Source organism: Streptomyces armeniacus (assembly GCF_003355155.1).
Taxonomy (GTDB): Bacteria; Actinomycetota; Actinomycetes; order Streptomycetales; family Streptomycetaceae; genus Streptomyces; species Streptomyces armeniacus.
Genome location: NZ_CP031320.1, coordinates 6,192,511 through 6,207,725, shown reverse-complemented (window position 1 = coordinate 6,207,725; position 15,215 = coordinate 6,192,511). Strand labels below are relative to the sequence as shown.

The 15,215-nt window shown below is 68.7% G+C and carries 17 protein-coding genes and 1 tRNA gene; 9 read left to right on the top strand and 9 right to left on the bottom strand.

All coding sequences use genetic code 11. The annotated features are described in order from the left end of the window. Position 1 precedes the first annotated feature (1 nt). Positions 2-1,312, bottom strand: a complete 1,311-nt coding sequence (selA, locus tag DVA86_RS26950; protein WP_208882156.1) for an L-seryl-tRNA(Sec) selenium transferase — start codon at positions 1,310-1,312, stop codon at positions 2-4. A 10-nt stretch (positions 1,313-1,322) separates the two neighbouring features. Next, positions 1,323-1,416, bottom strand: a tRNA-Sec gene (locus DVA86_RS26945). A 138-nt stretch (positions 1,417-1,554) separates the two neighbouring features. On the opposite strand from DVA86_RS26945, the gene selD reads away from it, so the two are divergent. The 8 genes from selD to DVA86_RS26905 all read left to right on the top strand — a co-directional run bounded on the left by selD (position 1,555) and on the right by DVA86_RS26905 (position 6,676). After that, positions 1,555-2,580 (top strand): selenide, water dikinase SelD, encoded by a 1,026-nt coding sequence (gene selD, locus DVA86_RS26940; RefSeq protein WP_208882154.1) that lies wholly within the window; start codon positions 1,555-1,557, stop codon positions 2,578-2,580. Between the two features lie 112 nt (positions 2,581-2,692). Further along, positions 2,693-3,397, top strand: coding sequence for a hypothetical protein (locus DVA86_RS26935; RefSeq protein ID WP_208882153.1), 705 nt, complete (start codon positions 2,693-2,695; stop codon positions 3,395-3,397). Between the two features lie 4 nt (positions 3,398-3,401). Next, a complete protein-coding gene (locus DVA86_RS26930; RefSeq protein WP_208882151.1) occupies positions 3,402-3,956 on the top strand; it encodes a MauE/DoxX family redox-associated membrane protein in 555 nt (184 codons plus the stop codon). Beyond that, positions 3,944-4,498 (top strand): hypothetical protein, encoded by a 555-nt coding sequence (locus DVA86_RS26925; RefSeq protein ID WP_208882149.1) that lies wholly within the window; start codon positions 3,944-3,946, stop codon positions 4,496-4,498. The genes DVA86_RS26930 and DVA86_RS26925 overlap by 13 nt, the downstream gene beginning before the upstream one ends. 89 nt (positions 4,499-4,587) lie before the next feature. Beyond that, positions 4,588-5,436 carry a peptidoglycan-binding domain-containing protein gene (locus DVA86_RS26920; protein WP_245997223.1) on the top strand — a complete coding sequence of 283 codons (849 nt, stop codon included), beginning with the start codon at positions 4,588-4,590 and terminating at the stop codon, positions 5,434-5,436. Continuing rightward, entirely contained in the window at positions 5,436-5,618 is a 183-nt protein-coding gene (locus tag DVA86_RS26915; RefSeq protein ID WP_208882145.1) for a hypothetical protein, read from the top strand. Before DVA86_RS26920 ends, DVA86_RS26915 begins: the two co-directional genes overlap by 1 nt. A gap of 72 nt (positions 5,619-5,690) precedes the next feature. Further along, entirely contained in the window at positions 5,691-6,197 is a 507-nt protein-coding gene (locus DVA86_RS26910) for a hypothetical protein (RefSeq protein WP_245997221.1), read from the top strand. Between the two features lie 233 nt (positions 6,198-6,430). Beyond that, complete coding sequence (locus DVA86_RS26905; RefSeq protein WP_208882143.1) at positions 6,431-6,676, top strand: hypothetical protein; 246 nt, start codon at positions 6,431-6,433, stop codon at positions 6,674-6,676. A 456-nt stretch (positions 6,677-7,132) separates the two neighbouring features. On the opposite strand, the gene DVA86_RS26900 is transcribed toward DVA86_RS26905, so the two are convergent. The 7 genes from DVA86_RS26900 to DVA86_RS26870 form a co-directional block, all read right to left on the bottom strand. Then, on the bottom strand, positions 7,133-7,612 hold the full coding sequence (locus tag DVA86_RS26900; protein WP_208882141.1) for a hypothetical protein: 480 nt from the start codon (positions 7,610-7,612) through the stop codon (positions 7,133-7,135). 317 nt (positions 7,613-7,929) lie between these two features. Then, positions 7,930-9,840: a hypothetical protein gene (locus DVA86_RS26895; RefSeq protein WP_208882139.1), complete on the bottom strand. Its 1,911-nt coding sequence runs from the start codon at positions 9,838-9,840 to the stop codon at positions 7,930-7,932. A 110-nt stretch (positions 9,841-9,950) separates the two neighbouring features. After that, positions 9,951-10,739: a hypothetical protein gene (locus DVA86_RS26890; RefSeq protein ID WP_208882137.1), complete on the bottom strand. Its 789-nt coding sequence runs from the start codon at positions 10,737-10,739 to the stop codon at positions 9,951-9,953. A 112-nt stretch (positions 10,740-10,851) separates the two neighbouring features. Beyond that, a complete protein-coding gene (locus tag DVA86_RS26885) occupies positions 10,852-11,556 on the bottom strand; it encodes a Crp/Fnr family transcriptional regulator (RefSeq protein ID WP_208882136.1) in 705 nt (234 codons plus the stop codon). A gap of 19 nt (positions 11,557-11,575) precedes the next feature. Beyond that, positions 11,576-12,070: a Pycsar system effector family protein gene (locus tag DVA86_RS26880; RefSeq protein WP_208882134.1), complete on the bottom strand. Its 495-nt coding sequence runs from the start codon at positions 12,068-12,070 to the stop codon at positions 11,576-11,578. 166 nt (positions 12,071-12,236) lie between these two features. Beyond that, positions 12,237-13,151, bottom strand: a complete 915-nt coding sequence (locus DVA86_RS26875) for a TRM11 family SAM-dependent methyltransferase (protein WP_245997751.1) — start codon at positions 13,149-13,151, stop codon at positions 12,237-12,239. A gap of 49 nt (positions 13,152-13,200) precedes the next feature. Continuing rightward, positions 13,201-13,677 carry a hypothetical protein gene (locus tag DVA86_RS26870; protein ID WP_245997219.1) on the bottom strand — a complete coding sequence of 159 codons (477 nt, stop codon included), beginning with the start codon at positions 13,675-13,677 and terminating at the stop codon, positions 13,201-13,203. Between the two features lie 618 nt (positions 13,678-14,295). On the opposite strand from DVA86_RS26870, the gene DVA86_RS26865 reads away from it, so the two are divergent. Beyond that, positions 14,296-15,102: a hypothetical protein gene (locus tag DVA86_RS26865; protein ID WP_245997217.1), complete on the top strand. Its 807-nt coding sequence runs from the start codon at positions 14,296-14,298 to the stop codon at positions 15,100-15,102. Positions 15,103-15,215 lie beyond the last annotated feature (113 nt).

The following is a 15,215-nucleotide window of genomic DNA, read 5'->3' as shown; positions in this document are numbered from 1 at the left end:
GTCAGTCGTCCCCGCCGCGCCGCTCGGTACGGGCGGCCAGCACCGCCGCCGCCAACGAGTCGTCGTCCTCCGGGGGGACCGTCCGGAGGTCGAGCAGCAGCCCGCCGGCGTGCTGCCGTCCCACCACCGCCGGCCGGCCGGTCCGCAGCGCCGTCGCCAGCGTCAGCGGAAGTCGTACGGCCGCACTGGGCAGTACGGCGTCCGGGGCGCCCCCGCCGCCCACCCGTGCCTCGGTCACCGTGGCGACGGCGTCCACGCCCTTGTCCGCCAGCGCGCCCGCCAGGGCCTCGGCACGGGCGAGGAGCCGGCCGGAATCCGCGGTGAGCGCCTGGGCTACGGGAGTCGCCGGCCCCCGCAGGGTGGCCTCCAGCGCGGCCAGGGCGAGCTTGTCCACCCGCAGTGCCCTCGCCAGGGGATGCCGGCGCAGCCGGCCGACCAGGTCCCGGGTGCCCAGGACCAGTCCGGCCTGTGGACCGCCCAGCAGCTTGTCGGCGCTGGCCGTGACGAGGCCCGCTCCGGCGCGCAGCGCGGAGGCCGCGTCGGGTTCGTTCGGCAGCACCGGGTGGGGTTCGAGCAGTCCGGAGCCGATGTCGTACACCACGGGGGCGCCCAGGGTGGCCAGTTCGCGGACCGGGACGGAGGAGACGAAGCCGGTGGTCGCGAAGTTGGAGGGGTGCACCTTGAGGACGAAGCCGGTGCCGGGGCCGATCGCGGCGGCGTAGTCGGCGAGGTGGGTCCGGTTGGTGGTCCCCACCTCGCGCAGCCGGGCACCGGTGCTCTCCAGCAGCTCGGGAATCCGGAACCCGTCCCCGATCTCCACCAGTTCGCCCCGGCTGATGACGATCTCCCGGTCCCTGGCCAGCGCGGTCGCGGCGAGTACCAGGGCGGCGGCGTTGTTGTTGGTGAGGTGCACGGCCTCGGCGGCGGGAACCGCCTCTGCCAGGGCCGCCGTGGCACCCGCCCCGCGTCGCCCGCGCCGGCCGGTCGTGAGGTCGAACTCGACGTCGGTACATCCCGCGGCGGCCACCACAGCCTCCCGCGCGGCAGCGGAGAGGGGGGCCCGTCCGAGGTTGGTGTGGACGAGGACACCGGTGGCGTTGAGGACCGGCAGCAGCCGGGTGGCGGTCGGCGGCAGCATGGACAGGGCCGTGGCGGCGGCCAGTTCGGGGGCCAGCGCCCCCTGCCGGACCAGCTCCAGGGCGGCCGTGACGGCCTCGCGCACCAGGGTGCGGCCCAGCCGTTCGCCCGCGACGACGAGTTCCGGGTCCCCGAGCACGGCGTCGGTGCGGGGTACGCGTCTTCTGTCGTCCATCGGCTCTCCCGCGGAGGCGTACGGGAATCGAACCCGCCTGACCGGGGTTCCCGGCCACATCGGTGTTGAAGACCGTGAGGGCCACCAGGCGCCTGCCCGCCTCCGCCGGGAAGTATAGGTTCCCCGGCACCGTGGCTCCGACCTGCCCCGGGCTCTGACCTGCCCCGGGGAGGAGCGGCGGGGAGCGGCACCGTACGGGCGCCCCTCCCGTACCGGCTGCGGTGGGGGTAGGTTCACCGCACATGAGCGAGCCGCGCGCCGACGACATCCCACGCCTTACCCAGCTGGCCCACGGCGGGGGCTGTGCCTGCAAGATCCCGCCGGGCGAACTGGACTCACTGGTGGCCGGGTTGTCCGGAGGGCACGGCGCCGCCGTGGACCCGGCCCTGGAGCTGATGATCGGCCTCGACAGCGGCGGGGACGACGCGGCGGTGGTACGGCTGGACGGTGAGCGCGCGATCGTCACCACGGCGGATTTCTTCACGCCCGTGGTCGACGACCCGTACGACTGGGGCCGTATCGCGGCGGCCAACGCGCTCTCCGACGTGTACGCGATGGGCGGGGTCCCGGTCGCCGCCGTCAACCTGCTCGGGTGGCCGCGGGAGAAGCTGTCGCTCGAGGTGGCGGCCAGGGTGCTCAGCGGGGGCCGGGACGTCGCCCACGCCGCCGGCTGCCACGTGGGCGGCGGGCACAGCGTCGACGATCCGGAGCCGAAGTACGGCATGTCCGTGGTCGGTGTCGTACAGCCGGACCGGATGCTGCGTATGGACGCCGCGGCCCCCGGTCTGCCGTTGACCCTGACGAAACCGCTGGGGACCGGCGTTCTCAACACCCGTCACAAAGCGACCGGTACGGTGTTTCCGGAGGCGGTGGAAACGATGGCGGCGCTCAACCGTGACGCCTCACGGGCCGCTGTGGAATCCGGCATCAGATCCGGTACAGATGTGACGGGATTCGGGCTGCTGGGCCATATGTACAAGCTCGCGCGGGCGGCGAACGTCACCGCCGTCGTCAATTCCTCGGCGGTGCCTTTGCTCACCGATGCCCGAAAAGCCGTCGCAGACGGCTTTGTCAGCGGTGGCACACACCGCAATCTGGACTGGATCACGCCTTTCACGGATTTCGGGGCCGTTTCCGGCGAGGAACGTCTGCTGCTGGCCGACGCGCAGACCTCCGGCGGACTGCTGCTCGCGGGGGAGCTGCCGGGCCACCCGGTCATCGGGGAGATCCGCCCGCCGGGCCCCTTCCCGCTCGTGGTGCGGGCCTGACGGCGGGCATGCGGGGAACGGGTGTCTTGACTGCCCTTGACTGTCTTGACTGTGCATTGACAACCAGCCTCCGGCGTCATTAGCCTCTCCCAAAATCATCAGGGAGGGCGTCATGGCATCGGCCGCCACCGTCGACCATCGTGCCCTTGACGGCACCGCGTACCGCCTCGGCAGCAAACTCGACCTGAAACTGCCTTTCACCTCGGTCGCCGAAGTCACCAGCAACGGCAAGCTGGTGGAGTTCACCGCCGGGACCGCCAAGCTCGGTGACGACATCGCGGCTTCCCTCGGTATCACCGAGTTCGAGTCGGAACTCTCTTTCCAGGGCGGAAAACTCCGCACCGCGGTCAAGCGCGAATACGACGCCCAGTCCAAGACCCTGGAAAAGCCCATGCTGGTCGTCTGGCAGGGCAAGCGGTACTCCCTGGTGACCCGGGTGTACGGGATGGCGGTGCGCGACGTCCTCGGAATGCTGCGCACACTGCACATCGCCGAACACGACGAGGGCATCACCCTGCACCCGGAGTCCGCCGCCGGCAGCCGGTTCACCCGGCCGGCCAACGTCATCAAGGAGGTCCCGGGTCTCGGACTCGTCGAGATGTCCAAGGTGACCGCCGCGCACACCGCTCAACTGCCGCCCTGGAAGGGCGTCTCGGTCAAGTCCGGCGAGCTGTACCGGGACACCCTCTCCGACGGCAAGCCCTTCTTCATCCTGTCCAACCCCAAGGTGTGGGCGACCGTCGTCCCGCTCGCGGACACCGACGTCAAGCGCGTACCCGACCTGGTCGAGCAGTTGACCCTGCGTATCGCGGACTGACCGGATGACGACGTTCTTCGGCCCCGTGGCAGCCGGAATCGTGCTGTTGAGCCTGCTCGCCGGCTGTGCCTCCCATGTTGCCGCTCCGGGCGCGCTGCGTGACGCGCTGCGCCGGCACCGGACACTGCCCGGTCGCGCGATCCCCTGGGTGACCGTGGCCGTGCCGGTGGTGGAGGGGCTGCTCGGGGTGGTGGGTCTGGCCGCGGTGTTCGGCGGCAGCCGGACCGGGCTGGTACTCGTACTGGCCGCGAGCGCGGCGCTGTTCGGCACCTACGCCGGCTACCTCCGTTACGTCCTGTCCACCGGTCGCGGCGGCCCCTGCGGCTGCCACCGGACGGACATCCCGCTCAGCGGCTGGGCGGCAGGCCGTGCGCTCACCTACACGCTGCTCGCGGTGGCCGGCGCCCTGCTGGCCGCGTCGGCCCTCCCGTCGTCCGGTGACCCCGCCGAACTGGTCACGGTGACGCTGGCGACCCTCACGTTCACCGGGCTGCTGTGGTTCCTGCCGCTCGCCCTGCACAACCCGGCCGAAGGAGAGACCGCACCGTGGACTTCGTAACCAGCGCTCTCCTCGCGTCCTGGGTCGCGATCGCCTTGCTGGCGTTCGTGGTCGCCGGGCTGGTCCGTCAGGTGCACCAGCTGTCCCGGGCCGGGACCGGTACCCGGGGCGCGCCCCCGCGACGGGCGGGCATCGAGCCCGGCCGCCCGGCTCCCGCGATCGGCGAAATCCTGGGCCCGGACGGCGGGAGCGACAGGGACCCCGGGAACCGCGACGCCCTCCTCCTCTTCCTCAGCGACACATGCCAGACCTGCGAGGACGTACTGTCGGCAGCCAGCGACTGGATCAGGCGCGAGGGCGGTGACCAGGGGCCCGCGATACGGGCCGTCTACGCCGAACCCTCGGTCGCCGTCACGGACTCCCGGGTGCCGATCCTGGCCGGCCGGCTGGACCTCTTCGACGTATACGACGCCATCGCCACTCCGTATGCCGTGCTCGTCGACGCCACCGGACGCGTCGCGCGTTCGGAGCCGGTGGGTTCCGCCTCGGCGCTGCTGGAGTTGCTGAACTCTGATGTTCCCGGCCAGGTTAGGAGCTCCTGATGCCCTCGCTCGACGACGTCCCGATGCTGCGTCGGTCAGGTACCCCGGCCGCTAACGCCACCGCCTCCCGGCCCCGGAGTGTGCGCCGTATGCGTACCCCGACGGGCTTCGCGATGCCACGGCGCCGCTTCGCCCAGGCCGCGACCGCGGTCGGGTTCGCCGCCCTGGGCGTCTTCACGGTGACCCGCGAGGCGTACGCCGACGGGTACGACATCTGGACGGGTGACTGTCCCTCCTACGCCTCCGACCACAACTGCTCCCCGGGCTGCGGTCCGAGCACCGTGTTCGCGGAATCCTGCGAGGTGAGCGGCGAGCACCTGGGCTTCCACAAGAACGACGGTGTGACCTGGACGCTGCGCCCCAACCAGTGCTACTCGGGGTCCTACGACGGCTGGCTGTGGCGGTACAGCGACCCGTGCGGCAGCTGCGGGTGCGGTATCGAGCGCCGCTGCCACGACGGGTACCGCAGCACGGAGTCCGGGTGGGTGAAGTCCATCTGCCGCTACACCACGGACTGCGGCTGCCCCGGCACCGTCAACTGGCCGACGGTGGGGAACGGATCCACGGGTCCGGACGTCCACGCGGTGCAGCACCTGGTCACCCATGGCGGCTTCCCCGCCGAGGCCGACGGCATCTTCGGCCCGGACACCGAGACGCAGGTCAAGGCGTTCCAGAACGCCGAGGGCCTTGAGCAGTCCGGCACGGTGGACGCCAAGACCTGGCCCAAGCTGGTGGTGACCACCAGGAACGGTGACGACAACCACGCGGTGCGCGGTGTGCAGCAGCTGCTCAAGAAGCACGGCTACGACGTCGCCGTCGACGGTGTCTTCGGCGCGGCCACCGAGGACGGCGTGACCAGGTTCCAGACCCTGCACGAGCTTCAGGTCGACGGCATCGTCGGGCCGGAGACCTGGCGCATGATGACGGGCTTCGTCTGATGGCACCGGCCTCCGGGCACACCGGCGCCACCGCCGGGGCCTGGCGCGGGCGGCTGACCGACCCGGCGGTGCCGACGGCCGTGCTGGTGCTGGCCGTTCTGCTGGCCTCGTTCCACTCACCGACGCTGACCTGGGCGGTGACCGGCGGTCTGGCGGGCTTCTCGCTGTCCGGCTCCGTTTGAACGCGGAACAGCGCCTACGCGCTGGCCACGCCAGGTTGGCGGGCCCTGAACCGACAGGCCACCGTGCTGGCCGTGCTCACCGCGGGACTGCTCCTCGGGGCGCTGCTGTCGGCCCTGGTGCTGTGGCTGTTCTCCGGACTGCTGTCACCGGTTCCACCGGAGTGGCGGCACGGGGCGATCGTCGTGGCGGCCGTGCTGGCTCTGCTGCGCGACACGGACGTCCTCTCGTTCCCGATGCCGCAGAACGCCCGGCAGATCCCACAGGACGTCCTCCAGCGTGACCTCATGCGCGGCACCCTGCAGTTCGGCTTCGAGCTGGGCACCGGCGTACGTACGTACGTGTCCGCCAGCGCGCCCTACGTGATCGCCCTCGGGGTGCTGCTCACCGGGGGCTCGGTGGCCACGCCGATCGCCATCGGCACGGGCTTCGCCCTGGGCCGCGCGCTGTCCCCGGTGGTACGGCTGGCCTCCGGCGACGTCGAGGGCTGGGACATGCGGCTGGCCGACCGACTGACCCCGGTGAAAGTGGTGATCTGTGCCGCCACGGTGGTGGCCCTCGCGGTGTGCGGCATGCCGTGAAGCACTTCCCAACCGACGGCCCGAGCCGCCGCCGGGCTCGGCCTGTGCCCGCACACGATCCGCCGCGACCACGGCCCGGCGGTCGCCCGACCGAAGCCCGGCCAGAGCCGGTTGGACGGTCAGCGCGCTCGCGCCTCCGCCTTCGGGTCGGCCGTTGCCTTGCAGGTCACGTCCTCCGCCGGGAGCTCGCCCGCCTCCGGCGCCATGCAGCGCCGGCCGACCTGCCACCCGAGATGGCTCCGGTCGCCTTCAACCCGTACGTCTCCGACACCGACCTGGCGCTCGCCTCCGTCATGAGCCGGGTGCTCAGTCAGTCCGTCCTCCACGCCGTGCGAGAAGTCATACGGACCAAGCAGCCCGACCCCGTGGCCGAAGAGTTCGATCAGCTGGCGGACGATGCCGACGAGCAGACAAGGGCCAAGCTGGCCGACTGTCGCGCCACAGGCGGTGGCTCCGCTGGCCCGCCGGGACGGGAATGATCGCGCGGATACGGAACGGAAAATCCCCACGGAGAACAGGGTCCCGTGGGGATTTCGTACGTGTCCGAGGGGGGACTTCGACCAATACCCCACTGATTACGCCATTGACGATGGAACTGTCACTGACTGGACCATAGTCATACGCTCAAGGCCGATGGCCGATTCTGGGTTTCATAGGTCGAGGCCCCACCGGGGTTCGCTCCAGGTTACATCTTCTATCACGGCCTATGAGAACTGATCAGTTGCCTCCTTCTACCCAACCTCTTTATGCGCTGTCTTCACGGGTGCCCTCGTCGACGTGTCCATGGTGGCGGTACACCATTTCGTCGGGGTGGCGTGTCACCCTGGCCAGCCTCCACGCTGCGTCGTAGGACATACGTCCGCGTTCTTGGGCTCGTAGACGCAGGGCAAGGAGGCTGGTTGCCGGGTCGAGCAGCCAGCGGAGGGTGGCTAGCTTCATGCAGCCGCGCCCGTCTCTGCGGCCTGTCGTCGCTTACCCTCGTCGCCACCGTGTCTGGTCGGCCCGTCAGCTAGGGGCGTTTCCCCAGCCGTAAGAACCGGTGCAGCGTCACCCCACCCCATCTGCTCCAAGACAGTGCGCACGGTGGTGGCGAAGCGTGCGTGCTCGGCAGGATCGTCTTCGAGCCTCTCCAAAACGTGTTGGATGGTTCGGGATATGTACTCGGCCTTCGATTGTGCGTCGTCAGCAGCTCCGACCAGCGGGAGCACCTTCTCTCGGAACGTGTCCCAGTCGATGGCGCCCAGGTCGTCGAGATGGCGCTCGAGCCACCAGTTGCGCGCAGTCTCCGGCTGGGTCAGAACGGACGCGGTGAACCGTTCTCGCCGCTCCTGCTCCCGTCGGAGTTGCAGCGTCACCTCCCGCACGGCGTCCTGATATTTCTGAGCTCGGGCCACGTCGGCCTTGCTGATCCGCAAGGTGACGCGTGCCCTCAGCCAGAGCCCGGGGCATTCTGGAGGTGAGCGCCACTGGGCCGCTGCTAGCGTGAGCTTGCCCTGCGCGGTCCCGAGTTGTTCGGGCTCGTGAGATGCGGTGATTGCACGCGCGAGGGCGTCCAGAGCCAACTGAGCAGCGGCTCGGGAAGCGCCTGGACCGTTTGCCTCTAACGGAGCCGTTACCCGGTAGGCGAGCAGACCGCTGGCTTGGAATCGGATACCAGGCAGGGACGTGGGCCACTGGTACCGGATGCGACTGTACCGTCGGCCCCACCATGGGCCAGGTCCGCCTCCTCCCTTCACTGAACCGCTGCCTTTCGGAACATGAGGTCTCGATGAGCAGCAAGTTCAAGAACTTGCTGCCAGAACGGATGGACGCTCGTTGGCTCGGCGACCATGAACCGTCCGAGGCCGGCGCGGAACCGTGGCGGTGTGTAGATGTCGGCGAGCAGATCCACCACCGGCTCGCGTCGATGCGGGTCTTCCCGAAATCGCTCATGCCAGTGCATCAGCTGAGCCTCGACCGCCTCTGTGGCGTTGTCAGTTGACAACAGCGCCTGCCATGCCCAAACGAGCTGCCGCCTCGTCTCCGGCTTCTGCGCGTCGTTGAGGACCACGTCCGTTCCCAGGTCACTCGAGACGAGTGCCATAAAGGCTCCCAGCGTCTGGCGACGCAGCCTCTCGTCGTGTTCGAGCCTTGTCTGGCCGAGCCATTGGCCAACGGCTTCTTGGACCTTCTGCTGCTGGTGGCGAGCGAGCTGTTCGAAGGCCTGGATTAGCTTGGTCGAGCCGAAGTCCTTGTGGCCTGACGCCTTGCCAAGCCGTGTAAGGGCGAGTGCTGGTTGCTTGATTCCCCACTTCCCGGCGCAGATGTCGATGACCAGATCAACTCGGTCCGACTGCGGGTTGGACGCGTCCACCCATTGGCGCAGGCGGTCCCTGACATAGCGGCCAAGTTCGGGAGCGTCAGCGGCGGTGGTAAAGGTTTCCACCGCAAGGCTGCGGCGAGGACCCGTGAGACCGTTGGCCAAGGTATCCAGGATGGCCCTGTCGTGGCGGTGCACTGCGAGCCGTAGCAGTGCACGAGTCACCAGCCGGGCGTCGTCTTCAGGGATAGTGCGGTTGGCAGCAACGCCCGTGGCCCACTTGCGCAGCAGTTCGGTCTGCGTGGGGAACTCTTCCCACAAGTGTCGCAGGAGCGCCTCCGGCAGCCCTTCTTTGGTCTTGTCGTGGTAAACCCGGTCACCGTCTGGGCGGATATCTGCGGCCTCCAGTCGGCACGAGGTGGTGGCGTCGGCGAGGACGTGGAAGCCTTCTCGCGGCATGTTCATTTGCGTGAGCAGGTCATCGGCTGCCTTGATGACAGAGCTGCGCTGTCCGCCGTGCAGCAGGGCTCCTGACCAGACTGTGGCCCGGGTGGAGAGGAGTGTCGGGTCGCCGTCGCGTTTTGGAACTTTGCTGAGCAGGTCCTCGACTGTCGTGTGCCAGTCGCCGAACTTTTCGACGAGTGTTGGGACGGCATCCTCATTGGGCGCGTCGCTGACAAGTCGTGCCAGGCGGCGCGCCTCGCGCGCCGACGGGTTGGCTGACCAAATGGGGGTGAACTTCGGACCGTCCAGCCAGTCGAGGCGCTCGGGGTGCCCGAGTGCTGCCAGTTCGGTCTCCGCTAGACGCCGTGCGTCGGGAGACTCAAGGGGGATGGCGAAGCTCAGCGTTGTTTCCGCCCATTGGCCGTGCCAGTCCCCGGGCGTGGCCAGCACGACGAGGAAAGAGTCGTGCTTCCGCAAGTCCGCTCCTAGCGTAGCCAGGTCCACACCGAATCGGTCGGCCGGCGGCTCGGGGATGTCCGAGAGATCGAGGACATACCCAGCGTTCCGGTCCTTGGGCAGCGGTTTTGTCGATGGCCTCGACCACTCTGGTTCCAGGTCGAAGAGGGTCAGCCTGTCGTTTCCGGCTGCGCGCAGTAGCTTCACAGCCGCTGTTCGCCGACCGTTTCCTGATGGTGCGCAAAGCACGAGGATCCCGCCTTCGTCGAGACGCTTGGCGGCGTGCTCCCACTGGGAGGTGTTCCGCGGCGGGATGAACCTGTCGTCCTCACTGGCCGCAAGGGCAGGGTCGGCACCGGAGATGAGCTCTGCAGTAACATAGTCGCCGTTCAAGTACGCGTTGAACGCCTGAACACCGCCATCGCCGTGTTGGCTGAACAGCATTGGTCCAGCAGGTGCGGTTCCGTACGCGGCCTCGGGGGTCGACGGTTGAGTGGGAGCCGTTGACGATGCCGGGTCTCGTTGTCCGTCGCTCGGTGCGTGTCCGAATTCGGTCACCTTTGCCACCCCCCGGCACCGTAGTTGTAGGCCTGGACGCCGCCGGCGCCGTGCTGGTTGAAGGCCACCGAGCCAGGTGCCGCGGACATCGGCTGAGGTGATGACACGGAGGCGGAAATGTTCTGCGACTGCCCTTCCGGGTCAGTAGAGTCGGGACGCTCGAAGATGTCCGGATCCGCGAGCCCCCAGTCGAAGCCGGGGATGTGCACCCACGCCGGCTGCTGGAACTTCTTCACCTTCACCAGATGGCGGGCGAACTGGTCCGGCAGGGAGTCGCCGTTGACGCATCCGCTTTCGAATACGTCCTCGTACACGCGCTCTGAAACGATCACTGCCGTGTTGGTGATATCCGGGTTGGCGCGGTTCAGCACCGTCCGGAGTGAGTCATCGTCCAGGAGCCGGTGGGTGTGCACCATCGGTACGCCCAGCCCGCTGGGCGGCAGGGGGCCGACGTGGATGCTGACCCGTAGTTGCAGGGGCGCCCCTGTCGGGATCTTGGCCCGGCGGCGCACGAGTGCGTCCCGGAGCGCATTGGGGAAGCAGCCCACCAGAGCGGGGAGGACTTCCGGATCCATGCCGGCGACGTAACCGTCGCCGGTGTGCTGGCCGAACATCCGCCGCTCCCAGTGAGCGCTCACGTTGCTGGCACTGAGCGCCTCCGCCAGCAACGGCGGGATATCACTATTCACCTGCTGCATGTCTTTGCTGTTCAGTGCACTGAAGTTCCGAGCGTCCACTGCCAGAACGGCCCGGTAGGGCCACAAGTGCTCCCATGACGGCAACACGAGCTACTCCTCTCATCGCGGGTGTTTCCGCCGCGCATCACGGCGAACGACACCTTCGCGGAGAGGCATGGATGAGACGGTCCAGCATTGGACGGTACGGGCGTGCGGTGGGTCACACCGCGGGTGTGCCGTCCTTCCGGCCCATACCGCCGGGGAGCTCATGTCCCTTGGCGACTTCCTTGAGGCATGCCACGTCGTTAACGGTCAGGCGCCGACGGCCGAGCGTGAGAATGCCAGCTGATTGGAGCTGCCCTAGAGCTGCAAGTGCCGACGAGCGGCGCATCCCCGCCATGGTGGCCAGCTCTGCGCGCGGCATACCAAGCTCAACGAGCAGGCCGGTCGGTTCCTGCTGGGTGCCCACTTCATCGGCGAGGTGGCTCACTACTCGGGCCATGCGTCCCGCAGGTGGCAGGTGCGCCAGGTCTGCCTGCAAGCGTTCGTGACTGTTCAGCCGCTCCACGGTCAGTTGGTAGACGGTCGTCTCCAACCGATGACGTTCCACATAGCCCCTGAACGCATGAGCGGGCAGCACGACCCCAGCGCAGCGCAGCGCCGCCGTGACGGTGGCTGAGCGCGAGCGTCCGAGTAAAACGCCCATCTCTCCGAGAACCTCCCCCGGTCCGCGGAGCATCAACGTCAGTTCGTCTCCGCGCTCATTACTCTGGACGACTTTCACCAGGCCATCGACCAAGGCGATCACACAGTCGGGGGACTCACCCTGCGCCAGGAGCACAGACTTACTCGGATAGGTCCGCCGACGTCCACGGTCGATCAAGTCCTGCCACACCTGCGCGGACACCTGGGAGCGGAAGTTCATTGCAGCGCCTTCCTGCCGGTCATCCGACGACGGTTGCCAGGCCAAAGGCGGCACAGCCCGAGACCCCCAACATCAGCGACCACTGGACCCGACGGTGCTTGTTCCATGCAATCTCGCTCATTACCACAACCTGCCGGGACAAGGTCGGCAACGGGTCCTTGTTTCGAAGTGCCGCTTCGAGTGTCGTCGGCTCCAGGTGTCGAACATGCCCGAAGTACAAGAAATCGTCGTTGCTCTCCGGCCCTCGTCGCTGCTTTCGAAGGTTGGGGGAGATCGCCCAGGCCGCGCAACTGACTCCACCGACCATGAGCACAACGCCCACCCATAAGAGCAGTCGAGCAAGGGTGGAATCGAGATCACCGGTCGCCCGCTTGGAAGTTGCCAGCAGGCCCAAGACAGCCAAGGCTGTGGACTGCATCGTCAGGGCAAACGACGCCTTCGAATCGGCCTTTGCTGTCCAGTCTGCAATAGATGCCTGAATACGCCACGCGGTCTCCGTCGGCTCAACCGCCATCAAGCCATCCCCCCTCGCTACGAGCCAGGCCCCACTCGTCGGTCCTGGAGAGATGTTTTGGCGAATTGGCCGGATGGAAAACCCGGGCAGGACATATTGGCTGAGAACGGACGCTCCCCTGTCGCCCTGTCGCAAGACAGAACTCGGCGACCACCACGGGCTGAAGTCACCAGGCAGCGACTACGACCGCTCCCGCCTTCTGGGCGCAGGGCGGCGGGAACGATCGTGCTCCGGGGTGGGGAGCTGCGGATTCGAGCTTGCATTTGCGCAAGACAAGGATGTCTTCGTGGGCGATGAGGTGGAGGGGGATGCCGCGTCGGCGGGCGTCGCTGACGTTCTTCTGCTGGAAGAAGGAGGGGCGGGTAACGAGTTGGCCGTCGCGGATGCCGGCGAGGAGTGCGACGTTGCGTTCGGCGGGGATGAGTCCGGCCTGGCGTCCGGCGGCGAGCACTGCTGTGGGGAGGTCGATGAGCTCTCCGCGTTCGCGCCAGGGGCGTGTGGTGACCACGACGGTGCCTCCTGGGCGTAGCACGGTCCGGCACTGGGCGAGGATCTCGGTGAACGCGGCCAGGAGGTGGTCTGCGCTCTGGTGGGCGAGGTTGGCGGGGTCTCGGCTGTAGCGGTTGTCCTTCTTGGTGACGCCTCGTTCGCCGCTTTCGCGGGTGGAGCGGACCTGGCCGTGGAGAGACTTGCCGTATGGGGGTGAGGTGAGGACGAGGGCGATGCGGCCGTGGTGGCGGGTGGGGATGAGGCGGGTGAGGTGTCGGGCGTCGCCGCAGTACACCTCTCCCGGGGGTGCGTCGCCTTCGCGGGCTACGGCGACTGCGTTGCGGGCGGCGGCGTGTGCCCAGCGGGGTTCGTATTCGACGCCGATACCGTGCCGGCCCAGGTGCCCGGCTTCGACCAGCGTGGTGCCGATGCCGCACATCGGGTCGAGAACGAGGTCGCCGGGCCGGGAGTAGGTCTGGATGGCGGTGGCCGCGAGCACGGGGAGCATCTTGGCGGGGTGGGCGGCGCTTTCGGGGACGTAGCCTCGGCGTTTGCGCTGGTGTGGGGCGGATGTCGGAGCGGTGTTCCACACCGAGGGGGCGGCTGACGGGCGGTGCTCGTGCACGGGTCTCCGTTCGGGCTCAGACGTAGGGGTGCGGGGAGAGGATGAGCAGGTCGGAGTGGGCCAGCCCTGGTGGCAGGTCCGTGCCGGAGTCTGGAACGAGGCGGTTGCCGACCGCGTGGGCGTGGATGACGGCGATGTGCTGGAGGTAGGTGAAGCCCGCGGTGCGGGCGGAGGCAATCACCTCGCCCAGGGGGTCGGTCAGCTCGCCGTCGTCTCGTCGCTGTCGGGTGGCGACGAGGAGAAGCCCTTCGGGTGGCAGGAGACGGTGCGCTCGGTGGAAGAAGCCCGGCCAGGCGTCCTGCGCCGTCTCCGGCGGCTGGCTGAGCGGGGCTGGTGTTCCGCAGGCGGGCGGGGTGAAGGTGTCGGGGTGGATCTCGGCCAGCAGCAGAGGGACGCCGGGCACGGCCTGATCAGCGTCGTCTTCGCCTGGGGAGCCGGAGACCACGGTGCGCACCTCGGTGTCCGTTCCCGACCCCGTCTGCTCGACGCGCACGCGAAGCAGTGGCGAGGGGCGGTTGTCCGGTCGGGGGATGATCTCGGTGCGGATTCTGTCGATGGCCCAGTCCGGCAGTACCTGTCCCGCGGCGGGGGCCGCGTAGGGCTGATCGGGGCCGGGGAGCCAGAGGGTCGCCGGGAGTCGATTACGGGTGGGGCGGTGAGCGTTGGAGCTCGATGGTGTGTGCGGCATCGCGTGCGGCGCTCGGGAGGGGATCCGGCCTGCTCGTGCTGACGTGTAGTCATAGAGGTCGCGGGCACGGTTTTTGCCACCGGATCGTGCCGCGTTCGAGCCGCCACACGGGCTGTGGTGGAAGCCGACTGCGACAGGACCTCGCCGAGCCGGTCCGGATGTTCGCGCAGGTGAGAGTGGATCCGAGCCAGTGGCGAGCCCTCTGCGAGCCACCTCCGTGCCACGTGTGCATTGGCCCGTCGGGTGGCCTCGGGCGGCCAAGAACTTCTTCGTGTTCGATACCCGAGTGGGTGCGGCGTGTGTCGGAGCAGGCCGGGAGGGCGAGCCAGTGGCAGCTCATTCGTACGCGGCGGGCCGTCCGCGAGCCAACATGCCCTCGGGGGCTCGCGGACGGCCCGTTGGTGACGCGGTGCCCTGACAGCTGTGGCGGCGGAAGCAATCCGCCGATTCATGGAGGTGCTCATGCGCTCCTGTCTCACGCCCGCCTACAGCTCCCAGGCCCGTTCGCCGCTTGGGGAATTCGAAGAGGCTTTCCACGTTCTCGCTCAAGGGGAGCGTCCGCTGACGCTGCCCGCGCACTTGGTGTGCGAGCAGCCGGAGGAGGACCAGTGGCCCGTTAGCCGGGTGCGTGCCCACTTGGCGCACCCGGCCACGTCGCCCGCGCTGCGGACCGAGACCTGGCGGGAAGTGGTGCGCCGCGCTCACCGGCTGGGTGAGCCCTGGAACCTGGTCGCGGTGGCGATGACCGTTCCGGTGCTGATCCGGATGCTCAAGCGGCAGGCGCTTCCGGGGCACTTGGAGCGCGCGGAGGTGGAGCAGGGTGCGCTGGCGGCGGTGGCCACGGCGCTGGCCGAGCTGGAGCCGGGGCATGGGGAACCCCACCGTGCGCTGTTCAATGCGGCCGACCGGGAGGTGCATCGGATCATCGACGGTGCCCGACGGCGGGCGCGGCGTGAGGTCGTCGACGAGACGGCCACGCTGCCGCCCGTGGCGTCGGATGCTTCCGGATTCGAGGAGTGCGACGAGTTCGCCGTGCTGGGGGCGGCCATGGCCGCCGGCGTGCTGAGGGTCGAGGAGGCGCGGCTGATCGCTCGTACCCGGCTGGGTGGTGAGTCGGTGAAGGATCTCGCCGCAGCGCGCGGCATCAGCTGGCGCACGCTCTACCGGCACCGTCGGGCGGCAGAGGAGCACCTGGCCGCGTGGGTACGGCCGCGGATGCGCACGGTGTAGGCCGGATGGGGAGTCCCGGCCCGGCGTGTGTCAATTCCCCTGGCCGGGATCTCTATCTGTGCGTGACGGCCACCACCGCAATCCGGTGAGCCGTCGGCCAGATCCGGTGCGGG